The following is a 23,863-nucleotide window of genomic DNA, read 5'->3' as shown; positions in this document are numbered from 1 at the left end:
CAAACCGAGCTAACGAAGGAATAAAAGAAAAACTAAATGACGTTAATAAGATGAAAACACAAGCACTAACCCTACTAGACGAACGTGGCGTACCACTCGAGCGCATTGCAGAATTGGTCATGCACCTGCAAAACAAATACATTCCTGACTTGGAATTTGTGGAGTGTTTGGAAAATGTTCAGGCCGTCCTAGAAAAACGCGAGGTACAAAATGCTATCGTGACGGGGATTGAAATAGACAAATTGGCTGAACAGGGCTTGGTATCCCAACCCCTTCAATCCATCCTCATGAATGACGAAGGACTCTACGGAATTGATGAAATCCTCGGTCTCTCCATCGTCAATCTCTACGGGACTATCGGTTTTACCAACTATGGCTTTCTGGACAAGTCCAAGCCCGGCATCATCTCTGAGCTCAATAGCAAAGACGGCCAGCATTGCCATACTTTTCTAGACGATATCGTTTGCGCAATTGCAGCCGCTGCTGCTAGTCGAATCGCACACAACGACCCCGATAAAAGTGCTATTACCAATCAAAATTAACTGAAAAACCAACTGTCCACACATAGAGCAGTTGGTTTTCTCATTATTCATCTTTTTGATTATAAATCAAGAGACCTAATCCCATGAAGCCTACTAAGAAGAGGCTCAGCATCCAAACTTGATGACTGCTATTTCCAACCATTGAAATGGTTTGACGAAGACCTGAAACAGAATAGGTCATTGGAAGATAAGGCTGAATGACTTGGAAGAATCGTGGGCTAAGTTCGATTGGGTAGGTACCTGCGCTTGATCCAAGCTCTAGTAACAAGAGAATTAAGCTGGCAAAGGATCCGAAACGATCGTTCCACCCCACCAGGGCTGTAACGAGGGCCATGAAGGTCCAAGAGGCTAAGAGGATTAATCCCAAGGTTGCCATCGGATGAGCTGGATCGATTCCAATCAAGCGAAGAACACCGTACAGAATCACTGCTGCTAGGCTGGCTATCGTACCATTCAGTAACAATTTCCCTTTAGCCCAATCCCAACGATTCTTGTAGGAACGATTATCAAGATGTTTAACGAAAATAACATTCGCTGATAAGGCTACAACCATCAGTGCGACTGATACCATATAAGGAGCCATTCCGACACCGTTGGTCTTCACATCATCTTGGTCGCTGTGTTCCAAGGTGACTGGTTGAGAAACTGCTTGTGCATTTTTGTCTTCTACAGAGATGACTGATAGTTGTTGACTGGCTGAGCTGAGTGAATTTGTTAGGGTTTCACTACCTGTACGAAGACTGGAAATACCGCTTGTCAAGGTTTGACCGCCACTAGCTAATTGATCTGCACCAGCAATCAATTGCTGACTACCAGAAGCCAGTTGTCCTGAACCGCTGACAAGTTGACTAGAGTTAGCAGCTAAGGTTGCCAATCCTGATGTTAACTGGCTACCTCCAGATTGGATACTACTGTTGTTAGCAACCAACTGAGCTCCACCCTCTGCTAGTTGGGCAACACCTGCGGTATAGGCTGTCACCCCTGACATGAGTTGACTAGCTCCACTTGACAGTTGCGTTTGAAGTTGACTCACACCACTCGTCAAGGCTTGAGTTCCTGGTAGAACTTGCTGGTTCAAGGCGGTGTTGACCTGACTCAAGCCACTTGATAGGTTTTCAATGGCTGTTGTAGCACCTGGCAATGCTTGATTGGCAGCTGTGTTGATCTGACCGACAGCTGATTGCAATTGACCTAATTGCGTTCCAAGACCAGAAAGACTTTGTAGACTAGATAAGGCTTGACTCAGTTGAGATAATTGCCCCAAAATCGTTTGGGCTGCTGCCACTGTTGTAGAAGGCGAGTTTTGGAGGGCTCCAACCAATTCAGCTTGCTGATCAGCTGTCAAGTTTTGATAGGTAGCCGTTGCTTGTAAGGCTGCAATGCTGGCTGTTTTATCGGCTTGTGCTGCAGTTAACAATCCTTGGGCTTGAGCACCCATCTCCGTCAAGAGGCTAGATAGAGTAGTGGTATCTACTGCAACTCCTCCCATACTTGATAGGCTATCATTTAATTGGTTGATGGCCGCTTGCAACTGAGGAAGCCCTGTCAATAAGGCCTGTATCTGACTAGACTGTTCCGCAGACAAACTAGTTGAACTAGCGAGTTGTTCCAAGCCTGCCTGCAATTGATTGGCACCCGTTACCAGTTGTTCAACCTGACTTGCTCCTGATTGCAATTGTCCCACCCCAGCGATGAGCTGAGAGGAATTGGCATTTAATTGCTCTGCACCTGAAGCAAGACTCGCTACCCCATTTGTGTAGGTTGTTAAGCCACTGGAAAGTGTTTGACTTCCTGAAGCAGCCTGATTGACTCCATCTGTATAAGACACAACTCCAGTAGCCAATTGGTTTGCTCCTGTCACCAGTGATTGGCCTGATGACGATAAGGTAGATAAGCCTGATGATAGAGTCTGACTTCCGGTTTCTAATTGACTAGCACCATCTGTTAATTGTTGACTTCCATCTGCTGCCTCAACCATGCCGTTTTGAATCTCTCCCATGCTGTCAAAAACAGCCGAGGTGTATGTTTCAGTAATCGTCTCTGAAACAGACGCTTTCAATTTTTCCATGGCTGATTCGCCCATCTTAGAAGCGACAAAGCTGTGACCTTTAGAGGTTTGGTAAGAAATGGTTAGTGGTTCAGGCTGATCCGTCAAGAGACTGGATGCTTTTTCCGATAAATCTTCTGGTAGGGTAATGACCATGTAATAGTCCCCTTCTTCCAAACCTTTTTCCGCATCTTTTTCTGATACAAAGTGGAAATCCAGGCTCTTGCTCTCTTTCATATTATCCACCATATCATCACCAATGGTGAGGGTTTTATCTTGAAAGCTCGCCGACTGGTCTTGATTGACAACTGCCACAGGCAACTGGTCTAGTCGGCCGTAAGGGTCCCACATAGAGGTTAGGAAACTAATGTTATATAAGGCTGGGACACAGGAAACACCGAGAATGGTGATCAAGGTCATTGGTTTTTTGAAAAAATTCTTTACTTTTTCCGACATAAGAACCTCCTTTAGACATCCTGTCCAAAAACTGATAAAATATATTATACAAGTATCATTTTCAAAATCAAGTAATATGAATCGTTTTTTTGGACAATGTGTCTAAAAATGTATAAAAGGAGCAAAATGGGAACAGATAATCGGAAAGAACGAACTCGTCAAGCCATTTTAGAAGCAATGGTGACTTGCCTAGAAACTCAAGGATTTAATGAGATTACAACCACCCATCTCGCTCAGACAGCAGGAATTAGTCGCTCTAGTTTTTATACCCATTATAAGGATAAATATGAATTGATTGACTCCTACCAACAAGGCTTATTTCTCAAGTTAGGGACCATATTTGATCACTATGATGGAAATCGACAGTCCTCTTGCTTAGAAATTTTTGAACTACTCTACCGTGAAGAATTACTGTCATCCTTATTGACCCATAATGGTACTCAAGAAATACAGAGTTTTCTAATAAATAAAGTCCGATTACTTATCGCAAATGATTTGTCCGAGCGTATGGGGAAAGAAGATTTATCACCACTTGAAAACGAGTACCGTAGTATTTACTTTTCGCATGCCTTCTTCGGAATTACACAAGCATGGATAAAAAATGGGAAGCAAGAATCTCCGCAATATATGACCGATTTTTTCTTGAAAATGCTACCGCGAGAATGAAGAAAAGCCACTCATTTGACTGGCTTTTTAGTGTGTTTGTAAAAATTCTTCGATAACCTGCAAGACGCCACTGTCCAAATGGCTGGGAGCGCGGTATTTGGCAACGGCCTTGACCCTATTCGTCGCATTTTCCATAGCGTAGGAATAACCTGCCTGCGCCAGCATTTCAAGGTCATTGTCAGAATCGCCGAAAGCCATAACCTGAGCCATTGTAATGCCCAACGGTTGGATGACCTGCTCGATGCCCCAAGCCTTGTGAATACCAACTGGCAGGATGTCAATAGAGCCATAACCGCTGGTCACAGCCGTCAACCTACCCTCAAATGCCCGATTAAAGGCTGAGGTCAGAACCTCGACCTTACCTTCCTCCACCCAAATGCCAGCCTTGTAGATAGGCTGTTCAGCTGGCAACTGACTCAAATCCGCTAGGAAGGTCACCTTATCCAAGAAAGCCTGCATTTGCTCTGGAGCAATCGGCAAATCAGAACCTGCGAAGGGCTGATTGGCCCCCTCCTGCATAAAAATGGTCTGATCATTGGTCAGCATCAAGCACACCTCTCCCCAACTACCTCTAAAGTAGTCCAGAATAGCTGCCACCAGGTCCCGGTCCAACATATGCCGCACCCTGGTTTCCCCTTTTTCAACCACACGGGCCCCGTTGTCCGATACAAAAATCAAGCGGTCCTCAAAGCCCTGACACAATTTCAAGAGCCGGTCCATACCATTGCCGCTAGCGATGACAAAGGGGATGTCACGCGCATCTAGCTGGTCCAAGATTGCTGAAAAGCGCGCTCGGTCAATCTGACCATTCCCATCTAAGAGGGTTCCATCCATATCTGTTGCTATTAGTTTTATCATACATCAATCCTTTCACTTTCAATGGAATTTCAAATCAAAGGCCCACAATTCTTACCTCATTATATCAGTTCTTAATCTGCGCTATACAATTATAATACAGAAAACTCTCTTGGGTTGCTTAATAAGTTTACAAAGTAATGCATTTGTAGTAAGACATGATAAGAAAGAGGTGTATCAAATGGCCACAAGTCCAACTCAAATCAGAATTGAAACAACCGTTAAAGAAGACGCTAATGCCTTGTTTGCAAGACTGGGCTTAGATATGTCCAGTGCAGTGAATATCTTCTTACGCCAATGTGTATTGCGTGGCGGTTTACCATTTTCCGTAGAGCTACCAAAATACAATCAAGAAACCTGGGAGGCAATGGAAGAAGCACGAAAGATTTCACGTGATCCAACTGTACCAAGTTATGCAACTGTCCAAGATTTATTTAAGGCATTGGATGAAGAATAATATATCAAATAAAGTTCACGAACAAATTCAAAAAAGCTACAAGTTAATGAAGAAACGTGGATACGATCTGGGTTTGTTGGAAGAAATTATTACGAAACTAAGCCAAGGTATCCACTTGAAGACAAACATAAAAATCATATGCTGACAGGAAATTTTTCCGGATATTATGAGTGCCATATTAAACCAGATTGGCTCCTAATCTATTTAATAGAGAATGATATTCTAAGCTTGACCTTGATTAATACTGGCACGCACTCAGATTTATTTTAGTCACTCACTAGAGTGGCTGTTTTTATTTTATAACTCATTCCAACTAGTCGACTAGATAAAATCAGCCTGTATAATTTCTGAAATAGCACTGCAAAGCTGGTCAAATGTTTTTGGATAAGCATTCGAACCTTCAATTCTCAACGGCGCATTTCTTTTAAATAGAATGTCTACATACCATTGAGTGCCATCTAGAACGTATGGATTTACGTATTCTTCGTCCCACTCAAGCAGTCTACAATTTTCTAAATCGTGTTTAAATTGAGAAGCTGAAAAACTTAATTCTAGCTCACTCCTTGAATCATGGTCATCTATATAAGTATAAATAACTTCTTCATCTTCAAAATCCATTTCAACAGAATTAATCGGACCGAAATATCCTCCAATCCAAACCCTCATACATTGTATATCTTGATAGCCCCTACTCATGTTTAACTCCTTCTTATCTACAGGGATTTCAGACTATACCTATTTATCTTATAACTGTCTGGCATCGTTTTGCTGAACCTTACTTGGTCAACTGCAGATGTTCTTCATTCAGAATTTAGATAGACTCTACTATTCCTTCTCCTCAGTTATCCAATCCAAAGCCATAAATTCATTCATCTCAGCATAGGCTGTATCTACCCGCTCCTGGGTTACTGCATCCAATTGACCATAATGCTTGCCACCTTGGACAAAATCTTCCAAAATCAGGGTTTGATAGGTATAGAGCTCGTAGCCTTCCGGTGAAAAACGTCCCTTAGGTTCCTTGCTGACCCAGGTCGGATGGGCCTGGGCTGTTTTGATGCGGGTCACGCCATCCTTCTTCTCTATCGTCACGTCCATCAGCACCCCACGCTCGGTCCACTGGGCATTGGCAACACCCGCCATGGTCTCAATCCGCTGGTTAGAAATAAAATTCCCCATAGAGTAGATGATTAACTTCTTCTCACCGTCTTTTTCAACCGTCTCAGAAGGCTCCGCTACATGGGGATGCCCGCCAAACACCAGGTCTGCTCCCCAGTTAATCATGTCATGATAGAGACTAACCTGCTCCTCCGTCGGCTCCAGCTGGTATTCGACACCCGTCTGAGGCATGACGATAGTAATGTCCGCCTCTTTCTCAGCCAGTTCAATCTCAGCCTTCATCTTCTTGCGGTCAAAATCCGACAGATAGGCATTGTATTCTTCCTGGGTCAATGATGCCTCCATCCCATTGAATCCATATGCATAGGCAAGAATTGCTACCTTGATACCATTGACATCACGAATATAAATGGGAGCTGTCGCTCGATTGCCCTCCGCATAGACACCAACTGCATCTACATTGACATCCTCAAAGGTCTCCACTGTGGAAATGAGGCCCGACAACTGCGAATCCAGAATATGATTATGGGCCAAATCCACCACATCATAGCCTGCATCACGAATATCCTTTGCCACCTGGGCCGGCGCATTAAACAAAGGATAGCCAGCCAAAGGAAAATCAGGAGAAATAGTCCCCTCAAAGTCCGCAATAGCCAAATCAGCCTGCTCAATCCAGGGTTTCACATAGGTAAAATTCTCAGAAAAATCATAGGTCCCATCCGCCTGGAGAGCACTCCAATAGAGGAGATCATGGTAAAGCAAGTCCCCATGAGCCATGATACGGGCGGTCTGCACCTCATCCTGCTTGCCTGAAAACCAAGAACCTATCCCAGATGATTGCTGGCTGGTCCTATCCGCCTTACCAAACAAGGGCAAAACATGGTCATGCACGAGAATAATGGACAGGATGACCGCAGCCAAAAGGCAGATAAACATAAATTGGCGCTTGTTTCGTGCTTTTCTAGCAAGTTTCCGACGTTCCTGTAATGATGTTCTAGACATAGAAGTCGACCTCTCTCTTTCCTATAATCCCTTTCATTATACGCCTTTTTACCTCAAAAATCCAGACAATACCTGTAGACTTTTACAAGAATTTTACACATATTTCTCCTAGATTCCCTGGCTAATCTGTCAATTTATGATAGACTGAAATAAGAATAGATTTGGAGAACACTATGCCACAACACATACAAAACAAACAATTTTTAAAAGATATCTTTCTCTGTTCACTAGCCTCCTACGGCGGACCCGAAGCTCACTACGGTGTCTTTAGCAGGGAATTGATTGACAAAAAGAAGTATATCAGCCAGGAGGAGATGACGGAACTCATCGGAATTTTTTCGCTCTTGCCTGGACCTTCCAGCACACAAACAATTACTGCTATCGGCTATCGTCTAGGCGGGCCATGGATTGCCTTGGCTAGCTTTCTCATCTGGATTCTTCCTGCCTTAATCATCATGACCAGCTTAGGAATCGGTCTGGAATGGGTAGCTCAAAACCAGGCTTGGAACAAGCTACTGATTTTCTTACCTGCCGTAGCGGTCTCCTTCATTCTCTACGCAGCCATTCAACTGACCAGGAAGATCGTCAGGTCCAAAAAAGACCTCATCCTATACATCTCTTTCTGTCTTCTGAGTTTTGTTCTTATTCCACTTTCTAGCTGGTCTATTCTCTTGCTTCTACTTGCAGGAGGTCTAGTAGGCTTGGTGCCCGTCTGGGGGCAAGCCGGACAAGAATTGCAAAATATCCCCAAAACCAGCAAGGTCAGATGGCAATTGCCAGCCACCATTATCATCCTAGCTATTCTATTTTCTGCAATGGCAAACTATTTTGGTGGCGATAGTCGCTTGTTCGCATCTATTTATCGCTATGGCTATTCCATCATTGGCGGTGGACAAATCATGATTCCGCTAATGATTCAAGACCTGGTCAAACAAGAAGGCTTTCTCAGCCAGGCTGATTTTCTAGCGGGCTATAGCTTGGATCAGGCAGTTCCTGGGCCACTCTTCAGCTTTGCTTCCTTTGTCGCTGCCCGCTCTATGACAGGAGGAATAGTGGTAAAATTCCTAGCTGGCCTATTGGGTGGAGGACTCATTTTCCTTCCTGGAATCCTGCTTGTCTATTTCGCACCCCCCCTTTGGCAGGTCTATCGTCAGTTACATTATGTTTCCTCATTCTTAAAGGGCATCTCCTGGGCGGTCGCTGCCATCATCAGCTGGACAGCTTTGAATCAGTTGCAGGGCCTATCATCAGGAGGGGAGTGCTTCATCTGTATTCTGGCAACCCTACTCCTCCTATCCAAACGCATCCCGTCTCCACTACTAGTTATCGCCGTTATGCTATTAGGATTTTTCATCGGTTAAAAGTGTTGAACAACAACTAATTAGTGATATGATAAGAGATAGATAAAACTCGACTGGAGGTGCATGAGTCCCAAGCAGTCACGAACGGAGGTCTATTATGTTACACATTCGGTATTATCAATCACAAATTGCCCATCCATCAGAGAAGCAGTATGAAAGTCCAGAAGAATTTCTGATGCTCCAATCTCGGGAAGTTCCGCAACTACAGGATTTCTTCGTGATTGAAAGTGTCACCCTTGATGGCCAGGAGCTAGTGAATATGCACCAAAAAACCATCGGTGATTTGTTTAATTATTTTAACCGTAAGTAAAAGAGTTTGGAAGCCCCAAACTCTTTTACTGTTTCTTTTTTACGTAAGGTCATCCAAATGGTGCAATTTCCCACGGAAATCTTCAATGGTTTCATAGCCTTTTTCAGCCATAATGTCTCGGAGTTCTTGGGTAATGCGGTCAAAGGCTGCTAGCCCTTCTTTTTGCAGAGTTGTCCCGATTTGAACCATGCTGGCACCGCAGAGAATGTGTTCAAAGGCATCGCGTCCTGTCAAGACACCACCCGTTCCCACAATTTGAATTTCTGGCTTAAGGCGTTGGTAAAAGGCATGGACGTTTGCCAAAGCAGTCGGCTTGATGTATTCGCCACCGATACCACCAAATCCATTTTTAGGCTTGATAATCACGCTCTCATCTTCTATATAAAGACCGTTGCCAATCGAATTCACACAGTTGACAAACTTGAGTGGAAATTGATTGAAAATCGCAGCAGCCTGGTCAAAATGTACAATATCAAAATAAGGTGGTAACTTGATGCCCAGCGGTTTGGTGAAATAGGCAAAGACTTCCCGCAAGATGGTTTCAGTCGTTTCAAAATCATAGGCAATCTGCGGTTTCCCCGGAACATTCGGACAAGAAAGATTGAGTTCAACTAACCCTTTAAAGGCGCTATCCTGTACTTTTTTGAGGATGGTGTGGGTCTCATCTGGCGACATGCCTACTAATGAAAGAACAAAGGTACGTTCTGGTTCTTCTTCCTGTAACTCCAAAAGATAATCTAAATAATAATCTAGGCCTTGATTGGGCAAGCCCATGGAATTAATAGACCCCAGCGGTATATTTTTGTAGCGCGGCTCTGGATTCCCCTCCCGGTATTCCAGTGTAGCGGTCTTGGTGACAAAGGTTCCTGCTGCTGAGTTTTTCACACCATCCAACTCTTCCTTGGTCATGCACCAGACACCTGCCGCATTCATCAAACAATTGTCAAAAGAAAATCCACCCAATGTCGTCGCTGTTGAAACCATTCTATAACTCCTTTTTGCGTTTTCTAGCTTGATTATACCATAGAAAACATACGGATTTTCCCTATTTACTGCCATTGTTCGGCTTTTATCAGGGAATTTTGAAAATTTTTAAAAAATTTTGCATTTTCTTCTTTACATTTAAAAATCATAGTGCTATAATAATTTTCAGATAAATTAAATTGTCAGACAATTTAATAATAAATAAAGAAATCAGGTGACCCTATGTCAAATGCACAAGCTTATATTCAAGCTTCTTTTGAAGCAGTCAAAGCCCGCAACCCTCACGAAACAGAATTCCTCCAAGCTGTAGAAGAGCTCTTCTCTACACTTGAGCCTGTTTTTGAAGCACATCCAGAATACATCGAAGAAAATATCCTGGCTCGTATCGTTGAGCCTGAGCGTATCATCAGCTTCCGTGTTCCATGGACAGACAAGGATGGAAATGTTCAAGTCAACCGTGGCTACCGTGTTCAGTTCAACTCAGCTGTAGGTCCTTACAAGGGTGGACTTCGCTTCCACCCAACTGTAAACCAATCCATCTTGAAGTTCCTCGGATTTGAGCAAATCTTCAAAAACGTCTTGACTGGTCTTCCAATCGGCGGTGGTAAAGGTGGATCTGACTTCGATCCGAAAGGCAAAACAGACGCTGAAATCATGCGTTTCTGCCAAAGCTTCATGACTGAATTGCAAAAACACATCGGCCCTTCTCTTGACGTCCCTGCAGGCGACATCGGTGTTGGTGGCCGTGAGATCGGCTACATGTACGGTCAGTACAAACGCCTTCGCCAATTTGACGCTGGTGTCTTGACTGGTAAACCTCTCGGCTTCGGTGGCTCTCTTATCCGCCCAGAAGCAACAGGTTACGGTTTGGTTTACTTCACTGATAACATGTTGGCTGCCAACGGCAAGTCCTTCAAAGATCAAACAGTCCTTATCTCAGGTTCTGGTAACGTTGCACAGTTCGCTGTTCAAAAAGCAACTGAACTCGGTGCAAAAGTTATCTCTGTTTCAGACTCAAATGGTTACATCATTGACGAAACAGGAATCGACTTCGACCTCTTGGTGGACATCAAAGAAAAACGCCGTGCTCGTTTGACAGAATACGCTGCAGAAAAAGCAACTGCCAAGTACTTCGAAGGTTCTGTATGGAACTACGATGGCAAGGCTGACATTGCCCTTCCATGTGCGACTCAAAATGAAATCAACGGTGAGCAAGCTGCTGCCCTTGTGAAAAACGGTGTTTACTGTGTAGCTGAAGGTGCCAATATGCCATCTGACCTTGATGCCATCAAAGTTTACAAGGAAAATGGTGTCCTCTACGGTCTTGCTAAAGCTGCCAATGCTGGTGGTGTAGCCGTATCTGCCCTTGAAATGAGCCAAAACAGCCTTCGTCTTTCATGGACTCGTGAGGAAGTGGATGGTCGTCTCAAGGACATCATGGCAAACATCTTTAACACAGCCAAAGAAACTGCTGAAAAATACGACCTTGGTACAGACTACCTTGCAGGTGCTAACATCGCAGCCTTTGAGCAAATCGCTGATACGATGATTGCCCAAGGTTTGGTATAATCACACACATATTTCATGATAAAAACACACCACAATTGACGTGTCAATTGTGGTGTTCTTTTCTTCTAAGAGACTTCCAGACATGGAAAACCTCCAAAAATCATATTATAGATTATCAACTTATCTTGACGGGTGAAAAGCTTCCGCGAAGATTATCTGCCTATTGACTTGCAAACAAGCCAATAACTGAATTCAATTATCGACTTGTTGTAGCCAACAGGATTACCATATTTCTTCCAACCTCCCAGTCCCCAGACTGTGATAAATTTCCATTAAGAGCCGCATTTCTCTTATCAAGAATGGACAAGCATGGACCAGAGATGCAAAGGATAAGAAAAGCAGGCTAGTTCAACTAACCTGCTTTGTAATCTTTATTCTTATTTACCAAGAGCTGCTGCCATCGTCGCTGCAACTTCTGCTTCAAAGTCGTTTGAAGCTTTCTCGATACCTTCACCCACTTCGAAACGAGCAAATTCTACAACTGAAGCGTTGACTGAGTTCAAGTAAGCTTCAACTGTTTTGCTGTCGTCCATGATGTAAACTTGAGCAAGAAGTGTGTATGCTTGGTCAACTTGAGTGTTGTCAAGCATGAAGCGGTCCATTTTACCTGGGATGATTTTGTCCCAGATTTTTTCTGGTTTACCTTCTGCTGCCAATTCAGCCTTGATTGCTTCTTCAGCTGCTGCAATCACTTCGTCAGTCAATTGAGCTTTTGAACCGTATTTCAACAATGGCAATGCTGGTTTGTCAACCATTGCACGGCTTTCGTTGTCTTGCTCGATCTTGTGGTTGATTTGTGCCAATTCGTCTTTGATGAATTGCTCATCCAATTCAGTGTAAGAAAGAACAGTTGGTTTCATCGCAGCGATGTGCATTGAGATTTGTTTTGCAAGAGTTTCGTCGCCACCTTCAACAACTGAGATAACACCGATACGGCCGCCGTTATGTTGGTATGCACCAAATGCTTGAGCATCTGTTTTTTCAACCAAAGCAAAGCGACGGAATGAGATTTTCTCACCGATTGTTGCAGTTGCATTTACGTATGCTTCTTCAAGGGTTTCACCTGAAGGCATTGTCAATTTAAGAGCTGCTTCGTTGTCAGCTGGTTTACCTTCTGCAATTACTTTAGCAGTAGTGTTTACTAATTCAACGAATTGAGCGTTTTTCGCAACAAAGTCAGTTTCAGCATTCACTTCAACAACTGCTGCTACGTTACCATCAACGTAAACACCTGTCAAACCTTCAGCTGCTACACGGTCAGCTTTCTTAGCTGCCTTAGCCATACCTTTTTCGCGAAGCAATTCAATCGCTTTTTCGATATCACCGTCAGTTTCTACCAATGCTTTTTTCGCGTCCATAACGCCAGCACCTGATTTTTCACGCAATTCTTTAACGAGAGCTGCTGTAATTTCTGCCATGTCTATTCTCCTTGTTTGTATTTATAAAATAGAGGAGCGGGCTCAGCCCTGCCCCTCTAGGTTTTTACTTATTTACCTTCTACAACTTCAACCAATTCTTCGATTGATTCTGTAGATGCTGGCTCAGCTGCCAATTCAGCTTCAACTGCTGCTACGCTGTCTTCACCTTGGTTACCTTCGATGATAGCGTCAGCCATTTTAGCTGTGATCAATTTAACAGCGCGGATAGCGTCATCGTTAGCTGGGATAATAACATCGATATCATCTGGATCAGTGTTTGTGTCAACCATCGCTACAACTGGGATACCCAATTTCTTAGCTTCTTTAACAGCGATTTGCTCTTTGTGTGGGTCAACGACGAACATTACGTCTGGAATGCGTGGCATATCAGCGATACCGCCCAAGAATTTTTCAAGACGAGCACGTTGTTTGTTCAACAATGCTACTTCTTTCTTAGGAAGCACTTCGAAAGTTCCATCTTCTTCCATACGGTTGATCTCTTTCAAACGAGCGATACGTTTTTGGATTGTACCCCAGTTTGTAAGAGTTCCACCCAACCAACGGTGGTTGATGAAGTATTGACCAGCGCGGATAGCTTCGTCTTTAACAGCTTCAGCAGCTTGTTTTTTAGTACCTACGAACAAGATAACTGCGTCGTTTGCTGCAGCATCACGAATGAATTCGTAAGCTTGGTCAGCCAATTTTACAGTTTGTTGCAAGTCGATAACGTGGATACCGTTACGCTCTGTGAAGATGTACTTAGCCATCTTAGGATTCCAGCGACGAGTTTGGTGACCGAAGTGTACACCAGCCTCAAGAAGTTGTTTCATTGAAATTACTGCCATGAGTATTTCTCCTTTTTGTTTTTTCTCCTCTCCCGAACTTCGACTTGCAGCCCAACCTTTCGGCAACAGGGTCACAATTGGTTCGAGATGAGTATTTGTTGCTACAGCAACTCTATCAGTATATCAGAATACCTGCCTATTTTCAAGCAAAATAGTAGATAAATTCGTCAAAAATCGGTACTTTTTTCTATTCAAAGTAGGTTTCAGCTACTACTGAATAAGACCCTGCAACAACATCCATTTTTTCTAACTGACCTTGGGCATTTACGCGATAGAATGCAGCACCTGATGATACCCCACTATCTGCACCAGCTGCCTTCATATTTGCACTATTATGATTTTCCCTCACTTCGACATAGGCTAATCCATCCGACGACTGATTGTTGGTCGTAACTTGTGAAATAAAATCCTCTTTGGTAAATGGACTGCCATATTCTGAAGCCCGATGTGACTTGGCCCAATTAGCGACCTGCTCAACCGTCAAATTCTTGGTGTCTACCGAAGCATTCGTAGTAGCCACTGAACTGGTTTCAGTTGTCGCAGTTGAATCTCCACTGTGAACCAAATTTTCAAAGAAAGCTTGCAATTCCTGGTTTTTGGTTGGTCGGAAATACAATCGATTTTCTGGGTTGCCCTGGTTTTGCTCGGTAATCCAAGCAATGACCTGGCCATCTTTGATCGTAAAGAGGTAGAGGTGAGCTAATTGTGATTTTGACGCTTCAATATCTGAATAAATCCCGACTACAGCTGTCTGCCCTGCTCCAACTTGACCATTTTCACTCCAAACAAGTTCAGGAGTTTCCCCTTGAAAATCAGGTGTCATTTGCTGGCCTGGACCGCTTAGAACCCCTGATGGCAAGCTTACCCCAAAAAAACTTCCTTCATTTCTAGGATGATAGGATAAATAGTACTGAGGTGGCGAAAAGGACGGCCCCCATTGCTCAATCACAAAACTCCTCAATGCCTCTGTCTTATCAGCATCCCAGGGACCAACCTGGCTACTTGAACTACTAGTCGTAGAAGTTGTGGAGCTTGTAGTTGATGTACTGGAACTAGTACTTGTCGTGCTAGGGCTAGAGGAGGATGTCGATGAAGAGGTTGAGGCAGCCTCCTGTTTCTGACTACCACATGCCACCAACAAGCCAACACTAGCTCCCAAAAGCAAGCCCAAAATGAGTCTATTCTTTTTCATCCCATCTCTCCTAATCATCTACTCGATAATAGACACCTTGACCAAAGTCTTCTGTCGTCGTAACACTTTGCGTACTGAATATTCTATCCTTGCTGGTATCCGTCTGATCGCTATGCCCTTCTAAAAATCCATAGGTATTCTTTACTCCTTTTGGAATCAGTAAGGTTGGAACATTTGGAGAAACCATGGCATCGGGATTGGTAATACTTACGACAAGAATTGAGCCTTCTACTTTGAGATTATTTAAATCAACATATCTGGTGTATTGGTCATCATTATAAGAGACATTTCCCTGACTATCAATCTCCATTCTATCCCCACGAGCGTTGACCCATTCACCTTCCAAGCTAGCAAAATTTCCAGCTTGTATTTGCTTCAAATCCATAGACGAACTTGCATTTCCCTGTTCGGAAGTGCTCGTTTCTGTCTCTGTCGTCTCTATCTCAAAATCCTCCCAGTCAAATTGGTTGGGATCCAAAATGTCTGTTTCTGTCTTTCCAAAAACAGAAACAAGTTCATCTCTCATATGAAAATCTATCGGGGTACCTTCAACCAATTGCCCCATTTCATCAATCCGATTCAATGTGCCGACAGCATCACCAGTTCCTGAGTACCAACCGTAGCTGACATATTCCCCACCCTGGAAAAGAACCATGGCACTTCTTGCACCACCGTGTCCAGCCACAAAACCTTCTGCTAACAATGACACTTGGTCAGCAATTATCCCATAAAAACCCGTCACAAACATTGAGCCGTCTGGATTTTCTGACCCGAAAAACAGTTCATTTTGACCATCCTTATTGAAATCATAAAAGGCATATCTGATAGAATCCGACGAATTTATTGCACTTTCCACCACCCATGAATTCATCGGAAACTGAAGTTCATTCAATACCGTAAGCATCCCATCTACATTACTTGGATCAGCTGTAGCTGCAAAGTCCACAATCTTCTGATAGTCCGCAAAGACCGACTGATATAACTCTTTATCATCCACCTTAAGCTCACTCGAACTGGTCGAACTTTCCTGACTGGTCGAAGAAGAGTTCGCTATTTCAGCCGGAATGTTGGATTGAGTACAAGCCGATAAAGTCATCAAGCACACCAGACCTAGTAAAAAATGTTTTTTCATTCTAACCCCCAAAATAAAATATGCACCGATAAAAGATCAAAATCTTTTGTTAAACTCTCGGACTCTCTACATACGACATTCTTCCAAAGGCCAATTTCTTTTTCAATAATATCTAAATATTTATTTTTCCACTTGACCCTTTTCGCTATTTAAGGTACAATATTCTTTGTTATGGCGGTATAGCCAAGTGGTAAGGCACGGCTCTGCAAAAGCTTGATCGTCGGTTCAAATCCGTCTACCGCCTTTATTATAGGATTTTATCCGAATTTATACAAGTCAAAAGTTCGATTTTTCGGGCTTTTTTGATTTTTTATTCGGTTAAATTCGGTTAAGTTTGGTAAAGTTGGTGGGCAAATGGTGGGCAAATTTTTCTTTGATTTATTAAAATGACTCTATTTACTCGTGCCATTTATCCCCAATCGACTTATACACAAAAAGCCCTCGGATTTCTCCAGAAGGCTCAATTCAACATACAATGATAGCGGTTGGGCGGCGCATCCAACATCTCAGGTACCCTCACAGGTGCGTCAGGATCCTTTCTGACCTCGTCATCATCCCAATACCTGGCTCTCCACTATATAGTATAGGAGCGCCAAATCCGTCAATTCCCTCAGCTGCAAGCCTGTCAATTCGAACCATTTGTCCAATCGGTACAGCAAGGTATTCCTATGAACAAACAAACTTTGCGCCGCCTTGGTCAACACTGCACCATTGTCCCAAAGTGCACGAATCACATCTTCCATCTCATGTTTCACAATCATATCCGATAAAATGCGCATGACCGCCTTGTCCTTAGCCTCATCCAAAAAGAACAATTGACTAAAGGTTAAAAAGCTAGTAGAAAGATTCTTTTGCATCCAACTACGGAATAAATCCATTTCAGCCCTTATGGCATCTGGCCACCATTCTTGAACCTGACCCGGCCAAATTTGCCCCAGAAAAGCAGTCATCTTTATGCCAAAGTCATATTCCATGACTCCAATTGTATCTCTGAGAATCTCCTGATAGTCAATAAAAGGACGCTGGTCCATGATAAATACAAAATAATCCGATGCTGAGGCATAGTGACTAACCAAATTCGGTAACAAGGTTTCCATGAATTCTAACCAGGCCTGCACAACCTCCTCGCTGGGATTGGACCATAACTTTATTTGAAGGACCTGCAACTGCCCAACCGAAGTCGGCATCGGACCTTGTCCATCAAAAAAATCTTGCCACGGAGCGCGAGGAATATTGTCCTGATTTTCCTGCAGAAGTTCCAACAAATAGCGCTCTCTATCTGTCAGACTGTTTAATTCTAGATTCAAGAAAAATCGTTCTCCCAAGCTCAAACTAGCCATCCCCTCCCTTTTTTGAGGAGAATCAGCAAGTGATGCCGTCGGAAAATATTGCTTTAACTTATTCTTATCCACACTTGCCTCCATGAAATAGTCCCTAGTCACTCTCCACCTGCGCGATACACCAAGCCACCAGCTCCTCCAGGCGCTCCAACTGATCGGTCATGTGCAGGTATCCCAAAACCGCCTCGAAACCTGTGGACATTCGATAAGTGACCACATCTGCGTTCTTGGCCTTGGTGTGGCTATTGGCATTGCGGCCTCGCTTGTAGATTTCTTCCTCTTTTTCGGTCAATAGCTGAGCTTCTAAGAGGGCAGAGATCAGACTTGCCTGAGCCTTGGCCGAGACATATTTGTTGGCCTCTCCGTGCAGTTTGTTGGGTTTGGTCAGCCCCTTGAAAATCAAGTGCCGTCTGATATACATGGAATAGACAGCATCCCCTTCAAATGCCAGGGCAATGCCGTTGATGAGATTGACATCTACTGCCTTAGTCACGTGTCCACCTCACACCATCCTTGGTATCCAAGAGCTTGATTCCCTGGGATGCCAGTTCATCACGAATACGGTCAGCCGTCGCAAAGTCCCGATTGGCACGCGCTGCTTGACGCTCTTCTATCAAGGCTTCAATCTCGCTGTCCAAGACTTCTTCTTCAAAGACAATACCAAAGACGGCGAGCATCTTGCCAAAGGCTTCTTTTACAGCTTCATCGTAATTGCCTGAGTTGATCCATTTGGCAAAGTCAAAGATAGCCGTAATCCCATTTGCCGCATTGAAATCATCATCCATTGCCGCTTCAAAGGCCGCCAGATGTAATTCAAGAGCTGACTTATCCACAGAGTTTTGCACAGGTTGTGTATAAGTATTTTTCAGATATTTGAGATTGATTTCCGCATCTGAAATCGCCTTTTCTGTATAGTTAAGCGGACGACGGTAGTGCTGGGTAGATAGGAAGAATCGCAAGACCTGACCATCAATTTGTTCCAACATATCATGTGCTGTCAGGAAATTGCCCAAGGACTTGGACATCTTCTCATCATTGATGTTGAGCATGGCATTGTGCATCCAGTAGTTGGAAAAGGTTTGACCTGTCTTGCACTCTGACTGGGCAATCTCATTGGTATGGTGAGGAAATTCCAAGTCCGCACCACCACCGTGAATATCAATGGTAGCTCCCAAAATCTCTGTCGCCATGACCGAGCACTCAATATGCCAACCTGGACGGCCTGCTCCCCAAGGACTTTCCCAAGATACTTCACCTGGCTTGGCAGTTTTCCACAGGGCAAAGTCGAAAGGATGTTCTTTCAGCTGACCTTCTCCCTCAACCCGGCCAGAAGCCCCAGCCTCCAAGTCAGACAGGGTTTTGTTGGCCAAACGAGCATAGTTTTCAGCCTTTTCCACACGGAAATAAACATCTCCAGAAGCTTCATAGGCGTAACCCTTATCAATCAAGACCTGCACAAAAGCAATGATTTCATCCATATAGTCGATTACCCGAGGGTTTTTGGTAGCTCGCTTGACACCTAACTTTGCCACATCTTCCTTGAAGGCTGCGATAAATTTATCAGACAGTTCCTTGGTTGTCATACCAGCTTCATTAGCAGCTTTGATAATCTTGTCATCCACATCCGTAAAGTTTGAAATGTAGGTCACATCATAGCCACGGTATTCAAAATAGCGACGGATGGTGTCAAAAGCCACGACACTACGGGCATTACCGATATGGATATAGTTGTAAACCGTCGGACCGCAAACATACATCTTGACCTTACCCTCTTCCAAGGGCACAAAGTCACGCAGACTGCGAGTCATGGTATCGTAAATTTTAATCATAGTTTCTCCATTACTTCTGAGTATTCTTTAGGACTTGATACTTTTGATACAATTTTACTAGCCAATAAGCTGTCGCGGCCAACCAAATCATCCCTACCTGCCAGCTTCCTTGGGAAAATTTAAGGATAGACATGATTATCCCAGCAATGGCGGTCAACACATAAGGCCAGTTTTGTCTTACTAATTTTTTTAACATGATCTACTTTCTAATTTTCTTGCAATCGCCATGGCCACTTCAAAGAAGGTCATACTATCAGCCGTCCGTTCTTCCCGACGGGTATCCCATTCATTCTTGTGGTGGTCCACATAGTCTGCCGTGTAGAAAAATTGATAGACCTTGGCCTGACGAAAGTTTGCCCAAGCCATGATAGCAGAGGCCTCCATATCGACCACCATGGCACCAGCGGCTAGGCGACGCTTGACCTTGGCAGCTGTTTCCCGATAAAAAGCATCCGTGGTCCAAGTCTTGGTCCGCACGTGCTCGATTCCTGCTTGATCCAAGGCCTTTTCCATGGTTAATAGCAGAGCAGAATCATAGCTGATTTCATCGCTGGCAGGAGCGTAGTGGTAACCAGTTCCCTCGTCCCGAAGAGCAGAGCTAGGAAGGATAATCTTATCCGTAGCAAGCGACTTATCCAGCACCCCACAAGAACCCAGAACAATAAAATTCTCAAAGCCACAAGCTTTCAGTTCCTCCAAGTGACCAACCGCCATGGGAGCACCGATGACTGCTAACATGACCGCAACCCGTAGTCCATCTCTTTCCAAGATATACCAAGGATGGCGACCATTAATGCTTTCTAAGTAGCCACCTTCTCTGCTCTCAGGTAACTGACGGACACGGTCTACGATTTCCCCATTGAAAGAGAAAATCATGGTCTCACATACCTCCCCACCACCACGAATGGCCTTGTCCGTCGGTTCAATAACTGCAGAGGTATTTTCAAATTCTTCTAGTAGCATCTCAACCTTCTTTCCTACAAATGCGACGAACGGTGGCTAGCTTCTCGTAATTCTGCAAGCTTAATCGTGTAGTGTTCACGACCACCTTCCATGTCATGAATGACCTTCTCATCTTTTTGACCATGAACACGGACGATTTTAGCCGGCATACCGACCACTGTCACATCTGCTGGAACATCGGCTAGGACAACGGCAGCTGCACCCACTTTAGCATTTTCCCCAATCTCAATAGGGCCAATGACTTGGGCGTGGGCAGAAACCAGAGCCCCTTTTCGCACAGTCGGATGGCGTTTGCCACAATCCTTACCCGTACCACCAAGCGTCACCCCGTGGTAAAGCATGACACCTGATTCAATAATGGCGGTCTCTCCGATAACCAAACCAGCTCCGTGGTCAATGAAGACCCCTGAAGCAATCTCAGCACCTGGATGAATTTCAATATTGGTCCAAAAACGCCAAAATTGGCTGTGCATCCTAGCTAGTAATTTAAAGCCTTTTTTCCACATCCAGTGGGACAGACGGTGGGCAGCCAAGGCCTTGACACCTGGGTAGGTCAAAAGAACTTCCAAGGTCGTCCGTGCTGCCGGATCTTTTTCTTTTACAATCTCAATGGTGTCCTTCCACCAACCCATAGTCACTCCTTCTAGCGAGAAGACAAGCCCGCTACCGAACTTGTCTACTCAGCTTATTTCTTTTCAACCTTGTGGAATTTGAATTCGCCAAAGTTGTTGTCTTTTTTCTCTTTGTGGTCTCTTGGACGGCGAGGTTTGTCAGAACGCTCGCGTTTTTCTGGCTCCACATAACCTTCTGGTTTTGGAAGAAGAGCCTTCATAGAAGCGTCAATACGTCCTTTATCATCAATCTTGATAACTTTGACATCAACAATATCACCAATTTCAACCAAATCTTCTGGTTTATTGACACGGGTCCAAGCCATTTCAGAAACGTGAACCAAGGCATCTGTCTTGTCAAAGAGGTTGACAAAGGCACCGAATTTCTCCAAACGAACGACTTTTGCTTGGAAGACTTCGTCCACTTTTGCCTCGCGAACAAGACCTGCGATGATTTCTTTGGTCCGCTCAATCGCATCACGATCTGGTGAGAAGATAGCCACAAGACCGTCTTCGTCAATATCGATTTTCACGCCAGTTTCTGCAATAATCTTATCAATAGTTTCGCCACCCTTACCGATGACAATCTTGATCTTATCTACATCAATCTTAATCGTGTCAATCTTCGGTGCAGTTGGTGCCAAGTCAGGACGAACTTCTGGGATAGTTGCTTCGATGACATCAAGGATTTCAAAGCGTGCCTTCTTAGCCTGTGCCAAGGCTTCTTCCAAGATTTGCGGTGTGATCCCGTCAATCTTGATGTCCATCTGAAGAGCTGTGATACCATCACGGGTACCAGCTACCTTGAAGTCCATGTCGCCGAAGTGATCCTCAAGACCTTGAATATCGGTCAAGACGGTGTAGTTGGTACCGTCTGAAATCAGACCCATGGCAATCCCTGCAACTGGTGCCTTGATTGGCACACCTCCTGCCATGAGGGCAAGGGTACCAGCTGTGATAGAAGCCTGTGAAGAAGAGCCGTTTGATTCTAAAACTTCTGCTACCAAGCGAATCGCGTAAGGGAAGTCTTCCAAGCTAGGCAATACTTGCTCAAGGGCACGCTCACCAAGGGCTCCGTGACCAATTTCACGACGACCTGGTGCTCCATAACGACCAGTTGAGCCGACTGAATATTGTGGGAAATTGTAGTGGTGCAAGAAGCGTTTCTTGTACTCATCATCCAAACCGTCGATGATTTGTGTTTCACCCATTGGAGCCAAGGTCAAGACAGAAAGAGCTTGCGTTTGACCACGGGTAAAGAGGCCTGAGCCGTGAACGTTTGGCAAGAAGTCCACTTCTGCATCTAGCGGACGAATTTCATCGACACGGCGACCGTCTGGGCGGACCTTGTCCTCTGTAATCAAACGACGAACCTCTGCGTGCTCCATGAGCTCCAAGATTTCATGAACGTCACGCATGATGCGGTCAAATTCTTCGTGTTCAGCGTATTTTTCTTGGTAGGCTGCGATGACCGTTTCACGCACCGCATTGGTCGCATCTTCACGGGCCAATTTCTCTTCAACCTGCACCGCTTTTTTCAAATCATCATTGTAAGCTGCAACAATCTCAGCCTGCAATTCCGGATCAACTTGAAGAAGTTCCACTTCTGCTTTTTCCTTGCCGACTGCTGCCACGATTTGGTTTTGGAAGTCAAGGAGTTCTTGAATGGCCGCATGACCTTTCAAAAGAGCTTCCAACATGATGTCTTCTGACAATTCTTTGGCACCAGATTCTACCATGTTGATGGCGTCTTTGTTACCAGCCACTGTCAAGTCGAGCAGTGACTCTTCCATCTGAGCCTTGTCAGGGTTGATGATGAGTTCACCATTGACATAGCCGACCTGCACACCTGCGATTGGACCGTTGAAAGGAATGTCTGAGATTGCCAATGCCAATGAAGAACCAAACATGGCTGCCATTGGAGCAGAAGCATCTGGATCGTAAGAAAGCACTGTGTTGATGACTTGGACTTCGTTACGGAATCCTTCCGCAAACATAGGGCGGATCGGACGGTCAATCAAACGAGCTGTCAAGGTCGCATCAGTTGATGGACGGCCTTCACGCTTCATCCAGCCACCTGGGAATTTCCCTGCGGCGTACATTTTCTCTTCATAGTTGACTTGGAGCGGGAAGAAATCGCCCGTCGCCATTTTTTTGGACATGACTGCTGCAGTCAAGACTGTGGAGTCGCCATAGCGAACGACCACCGCACCGTTGGCTTGTTTGGCAACTTGACCTGTTTCAACGACCAATTTTTTGCCAGCAAAAACCGTTTCAAATACTTGTTTTGACATGAATTGTCTCCTATTTTTTCTGAAATTTTTCTTGCGTGTTTTCTACAAAAGACAATCAAACAAACTTGTTTCACTCTCTTTTGCACAAAACCACGCATACCTCATATTTTATCATATTTGAAGGAAAATGTGGGAAATTGAGAAAGTAATTTCTGCTAAAATAAGATGAAAAACGAATGAGTAACTCAAAAACGAGAAATTGAAGTAGAAATCAATACCTTACACAACCTAAAAACTCGGAAAAAAGAAAAGGGAAAAACAAAAAAGAACCTGAAAAACAGGCTCTTTCTGAATTGTTGACACGAACTACGTTCGCTTCATCTCCAACCTCCAACAGTCTATCCCCAGACTGTTGGAGCGAGCTAAAATCCTAGCGAAGAAGAAAAACTGCCAATGTCCGAAGACATGGCAGTTTCCTATTTTTCAGCCGTTTTTGACGGCTTTTGTATCCTATCTTAACGACGGAGTCCGAGTGAGTGAATCAATTCACGGTAACGGTTTACGTCTGTGCGGCGTAGGTATGCCAACAAGTTACGACGGCGACCGATTTTTTTCATCAAACCACGGTAAGTTGCGTGGTCTTTTTTGTGTTGTTTGATGTGGTCGTTAAGGTGGTTGATTTCCCAAGTAAGTACTGCTACTTGAACTTCAACTGAACCTGTGTCGCCTTCATGACGAGCATATTGTGCCATGATTTCATTTTTTTTCTCTTTTGAGATTGCCATGATATGTTCTCCTTTGTTTTTGAGCCTAAACCGAGTGACAGGTTGGCGACCTGTAACCAAGAAAAAGCTAGATTTGTCCTTTTGGACCTCATTTATTCTATCAAGGATTGTCCTTTTTGTCAACTGATTTGAAAACTAGCTGAGTAGCT

The 23,863-nt window shown here is 44.2% G+C and carries 22 protein-coding genes, 1 tRNA gene and 1 pseudogene; 8 read left to right on the top strand and 16 right to left on the bottom strand.

Going from position 1 to position 23,863, the window contains the following annotated elements:
- Positions 1–50 precede the first annotated feature (50 nt).
- Positions 51–542 carry a phosphatidylglycerophosphatase A gene (locus ACHBIF_RS03895; protein WP_394718785.1) on the top strand — a complete coding sequence of 164 codons (492 nt, stop codon included), beginning with the start codon at positions 51–53 and terminating at the stop codon, positions 540–542.
- A gap of 43 nt (positions 543–585) precedes the next feature.
- On the opposite strand, the gene ACHBIF_RS03890 is transcribed toward ACHBIF_RS03895, so the two are convergent.
- Positions 586–3,045 carry a YhgE/Pip family protein gene (locus tag ACHBIF_RS03890; protein ID WP_394718783.1) on the bottom strand — a complete coding sequence of 820 codons (2,460 nt, stop codon included), beginning with the start codon at positions 3,043–3,045 and terminating at the stop codon, positions 586–588.
- A gap of 126 nt (positions 3,046–3,171) precedes the next feature.
- Here ACHBIF_RS03890 and ACHBIF_RS03885 point away from each other — a divergent pair, with 126 nt between their 5' ends.
- A complete protein-coding gene (locus ACHBIF_RS03885; protein WP_394718781.1) occupies positions 3,172–3,711 on the top strand; it encodes a TetR/AcrR family transcriptional regulator in 540 nt (179 codons plus the stop codon).
- 27 nt (positions 3,712–3,738) lie between these two features.
- Here ACHBIF_RS03885 and ACHBIF_RS03880 read toward each other — a convergent pair whose 3' ends face one another.
- Positions 3,739–4,569 (bottom strand): Cof-type HAD-IIB family hydrolase, encoded by an 831-nt coding sequence (locus ACHBIF_RS03880; protein WP_394718779.1) that lies wholly within the window; start codon positions 4,567–4,569, stop codon positions 3,739–3,741.
- Positions 4,570–4,747: 178 nt separating this feature from the next.
- Here ACHBIF_RS03880 and ACHBIF_RS03875 point away from each other — a divergent pair, with 178 nt between their 5' ends.
- A complete protein-coding gene (locus ACHBIF_RS03875) occupies positions 4,748–5,023 on the top strand; it encodes a type II toxin-antitoxin system RelB/DinJ family antitoxin (RefSeq protein ID WP_394718777.1) in 276 nt (91 codons plus the stop codon).
- Positions 5,023–5,293, top strand: a pseudogene (locus ACHBIF_RS03870) (type II toxin-antitoxin system YafQ family toxin). Before ACHBIF_RS03875 ends, ACHBIF_RS03870 begins: the two are co-directional and overlap by 1 nt.
- A gap of 51 nt (positions 5,294–5,344) precedes the next feature.
- Here the strand turns inward: ACHBIF_RS03870 and ACHBIF_RS03865 are convergent.
- Together ACHBIF_RS03865 and ACHBIF_RS03860 are read right to left on the bottom strand one after the other, a co-directional pair.
- Complete coding sequence (locus ACHBIF_RS03865; RefSeq protein ID WP_394718775.1) at positions 5,345–5,719, bottom strand: hypothetical protein; 375 nt, start codon at positions 5,717–5,719, stop codon at positions 5,345–5,347.
- Between the two features lie 129 nt (positions 5,720–5,848).
- Positions 5,849–7,075 (bottom strand): CapA family protein, encoded by a 1,227-nt coding sequence (locus tag ACHBIF_RS03860; protein WP_394718816.1) that lies wholly within the window; start codon positions 7,073–7,075, stop codon positions 5,849–5,851.
- A 239-nt stretch (positions 7,076–7,314) separates the two neighbouring features.
- Here ACHBIF_RS03860 and ACHBIF_RS03855 point away from each other — a divergent pair, with 239 nt between their 5' ends.
- Complete coding sequence (locus ACHBIF_RS03855; protein ID WP_394718773.1) at positions 7,315–8,502, top strand: chromate transporter; 1,188 nt, start codon at positions 7,315–7,317, stop codon at positions 8,500–8,502.
- Between the two features lie 97 nt (positions 8,503–8,599).
- A complete protein-coding gene (locus ACHBIF_RS03850) occupies positions 8,600–8,812 on the top strand; it encodes a hypothetical protein (RefSeq protein ID WP_172079308.1) in 213 nt (70 codons plus the stop codon).
- Between the two features lie 39 nt (positions 8,813–8,851).
- Here ACHBIF_RS03850 and ACHBIF_RS03845 read toward each other — a convergent pair whose 3' ends face one another.
- On the bottom strand, positions 8,852–9,796 hold the full coding sequence (locus ACHBIF_RS03845) for a dihydroorotate oxidase (protein WP_394718771.1): 945 nt from the start codon (positions 9,794–9,796) through the stop codon (positions 8,852–8,854).
- A gap of 222 nt (positions 9,797–10,018) precedes the next feature.
- Here ACHBIF_RS03845 and gdhA point away from each other — a divergent pair, with 222 nt between their 5' ends.
- Positions 10,019–11,365 (top strand): NADP-specific glutamate dehydrogenase, encoded by a 1,347-nt coding sequence (gene gdhA / locus ACHBIF_RS03840; protein WP_394718769.1) that lies wholly within the window; start codon positions 10,019–10,021, stop codon positions 11,363–11,365.
- 377 nt (positions 11,366–11,742) lie between these two features.
- Here the strand turns inward: gdhA and tsf are convergent, their stop codons facing one another.
- The 4 genes from tsf to ACHBIF_RS03820 form a co-directional block, all read right to left on the bottom strand.
- Positions 11,743–12,783, bottom strand: a complete 1,041-nt coding sequence (tsf, locus tag ACHBIF_RS03835; protein WP_394718767.1) for a translation elongation factor Ts — start codon at positions 12,781–12,783, stop codon at positions 11,743–11,745.
- Between the two features lie 68 nt (positions 12,784–12,851).
- A complete protein-coding gene (gene rpsB / locus ACHBIF_RS03830; protein ID WP_012775356.1) occupies positions 12,852–13,628 on the bottom strand; it encodes a 30S ribosomal protein S2 in 777 nt (258 codons plus the stop codon).
- Positions 13,629–13,815: 187 nt separating this feature from the next.
- Positions 13,816–14,820: a DUF4767 domain-containing protein gene (locus ACHBIF_RS03825; RefSeq protein WP_394718763.1), complete on the bottom strand. Its 1,005-nt coding sequence runs from the start codon at positions 14,818–14,820 to the stop codon at positions 13,816–13,818.
- Positions 14,821–14,830: 10 nt separating this feature from the next.
- Complete coding sequence (locus tag ACHBIF_RS03820) at positions 14,831–15,952, bottom strand: DUF6287 domain-containing protein (protein ID WP_394718761.1); 1,122 nt, start codon at positions 15,950–15,952, stop codon at positions 14,831–14,833.
- A gap of 173 nt (positions 15,953–16,125) precedes the next feature.
- Between ACHBIF_RS03820 and ACHBIF_RS03815 the strand changes: the two genes are divergently transcribed.
- A tRNA-Cys gene (locus ACHBIF_RS03815) sits at positions 16,126–16,196 on the top strand.
- Between the two features lie 307 nt (positions 16,197–16,503).
- Here the strand turns inward: ACHBIF_RS03815 and ACHBIF_RS03810 are convergent.
- The 7 genes from ACHBIF_RS03810 to rpsO form a co-directional block, all read right to left on the bottom strand.
- Entirely contained in the window at positions 16,504–17,364 is an 861-nt protein-coding gene (locus ACHBIF_RS03810) for a helix-turn-helix domain-containing protein (protein ID WP_172021123.1), read from the bottom strand.
- 22 nt (positions 17,365–17,386) lie between these two features.
- Positions 17,387–17,785 (bottom strand): Mini-ribonuclease 3, encoded by a 399-nt coding sequence (locus ACHBIF_RS03805; RefSeq protein WP_105111383.1) that lies wholly within the window; start codon positions 17,783–17,785, stop codon positions 17,387–17,389.
- Positions 17,778–19,121, bottom strand: a complete 1,344-nt coding sequence (gene cysS, locus ACHBIF_RS03800; protein WP_394718758.1) for a cysteine--tRNA ligase — start codon at positions 19,119–19,121, stop codon at positions 17,778–17,780. Before cysS ends, ACHBIF_RS03805 begins: the two co-directional genes overlap by 8 nt.
- A gap of 189 nt (positions 19,122–19,310) precedes the next feature.
- Positions 19,311–20,084, bottom strand: a complete 774-nt coding sequence (locus ACHBIF_RS03795; RefSeq protein ID WP_394718756.1) for a nucleoside phosphorylase — start codon at positions 20,082–20,084, stop codon at positions 19,311–19,313.
- A gap of 14 nt (positions 20,085–20,098) precedes the next feature.
- Complete coding sequence (cysE, locus tag ACHBIF_RS03790; protein WP_394718754.1) at positions 20,099–20,716, bottom strand: serine O-acetyltransferase; 618 nt, start codon at positions 20,714–20,716, stop codon at positions 20,099–20,101.
- Positions 20,717–20,769: 53 nt separating this feature from the next.
- Complete coding sequence (gene pnp / locus ACHBIF_RS03785; protein ID WP_394718752.1) at positions 20,770–22,989, bottom strand: polyribonucleotide nucleotidyltransferase; 2,220 nt, start codon at positions 22,987–22,989, stop codon at positions 20,770–20,772.
- Between the two features lie 455 nt (positions 22,990–23,444).
- Positions 23,445–23,714 (bottom strand): 30S ribosomal protein S15, encoded by a 270-nt coding sequence (gene rpsO / locus ACHBIF_RS03780; RefSeq protein WP_002938849.1) that lies wholly within the window; start codon positions 23,712–23,714, stop codon positions 23,445–23,447.
- Between the last annotated feature and the right edge of the window lie 149 nt (positions 23,715–23,863).

It is taken from the genome of Streptococcus sp. A11, from assembly GCF_043674225.1.
Lineage (GTDB): Bacteria > Bacillota > Bacilli > Lactobacillales > Streptococcaceae > Streptococcus > Streptococcus suis_V.
Note: the sequence above shows the minus strand (reverse complement) of the source record. Positions and strands in the feature narration are given on the sequence as shown.

Bases quoted from the DNA above. Each gene is read 5' to 3' on its own strand.
- ACHBIF_RS03895 (WP_394718785.1), top strand. From the start codon at position 51: ATGAAAACACAAGCACTAACCCTACTAGACGAACGTGGCGTACCACTC.
- ACHBIF_RS03890 (WP_394718783.1), bottom strand. From the start codon at position 3,045: ATGTCGGAAAAAGTAAAGAATTTTTTCAAAAAACCAATGACCTTGATC.
- ACHBIF_RS03885 (WP_394718781.1), top strand. From the start codon at position 3,172: ATGGGAACAGATAATCGGAAAGAACGAACTCGTCAAGCCATTTTAGAA.
- ACHBIF_RS03880 (WP_394718779.1), bottom strand. From the start codon at position 4,569: ATGATAAAACTAATAGCAACAGATATGGATGGAACCCTCTTAGATGGG.
- ACHBIF_RS03875 (WP_394718777.1), top strand. From the start codon at position 4,748: ATGGCCACAAGTCCAACTCAAATCAGAATTGAAACAACCGTTAAAGAA.
- ACHBIF_RS03865 (WP_394718775.1), bottom strand. From the start codon at position 5,719: ATGAGTAGGGGCTATCAAGATATACAATGTATGAGGGTTTGGATTGGA.
- ACHBIF_RS03860 (WP_394718816.1), bottom strand. From the start codon at position 7,075: ATGTTTATCTGCCTTTTGGCTGCGGTCATCCTGTCCATTATTCTCGTG.
- ACHBIF_RS03855 (WP_394718773.1), top strand. From the start codon at position 7,315: ATGCCACAACACATACAAAACAAACAATTTTTAAAAGATATCTTTCTC.
- ACHBIF_RS03850 (WP_172079308.1), top strand. From the start codon at position 8,600: ATGTTACACATTCGGTATTATCAATCACAAATTGCCCATCCATCAGAG.
- ACHBIF_RS03845 (WP_394718771.1), bottom strand. From the start codon at position 9,796: ATGGTTTCAACAGCGACGACATTGGGTGGATTTTCTTTTGACAATTGT.
- gdhA (WP_394718769.1), top strand. From the start codon at position 10,019: ATGTCAAATGCACAAGCTTATATTCAAGCTTCTTTTGAAGCAGTCAAA.
- tsf (WP_394718767.1), bottom strand. From the start codon at position 12,783: ATGGCAGAAATTACAGCAGCTCTCGTTAAAGAATTGCGTGAAAAATCA.
- rpsB (WP_012775356.1), bottom strand. From the start codon at position 13,628: ATGGCAGTAATTTCAATGAAACAACTTCTTGAGGCTGGTGTACACTTC.
- ACHBIF_RS03825 (WP_394718763.1), bottom strand. From the start codon at position 14,820: ATGAAAAAGAATAGACTCATTTTGGGCTTGCTTTTGGGAGCTAGTGTT.
- ACHBIF_RS03820 (WP_394718761.1), bottom strand. From the start codon at position 15,952: ATGAAAAAACATTTTTTACTAGGTCTGGTGTGCTTGATGACTTTATCG.
- cysS (WP_394718758.1), bottom strand. From the start codon at position 19,121: ATGATTAAAATTTACGATACCATGACTCGCAGTCTGCGTGACTTTGTG.
- ACHBIF_RS03795 (WP_394718756.1), bottom strand. From the start codon at position 20,084: ATGCTACTAGAAGAATTTGAAAATACCTCTGCAGTTATTGAACCGACG.
- cysE (WP_394718754.1), bottom strand. From the start codon at position 20,716: ATGGGTTGGTGGAAGGACACCATTGAGATTGTAAAAGAAAAAGATCCG.
- pnp (WP_394718752.1), bottom strand. From the start codon at position 22,989: ATGTCAAAACAAGTATTTGAAACGGTTTTTGCTGGCAAAAAATTGGTC.
- rpsO (WP_002938849.1), bottom strand. From the start codon at position 23,714: ATGGCAATCTCAAAAGAGAAAAAAAATGAAATCATGGCACAATATGCT.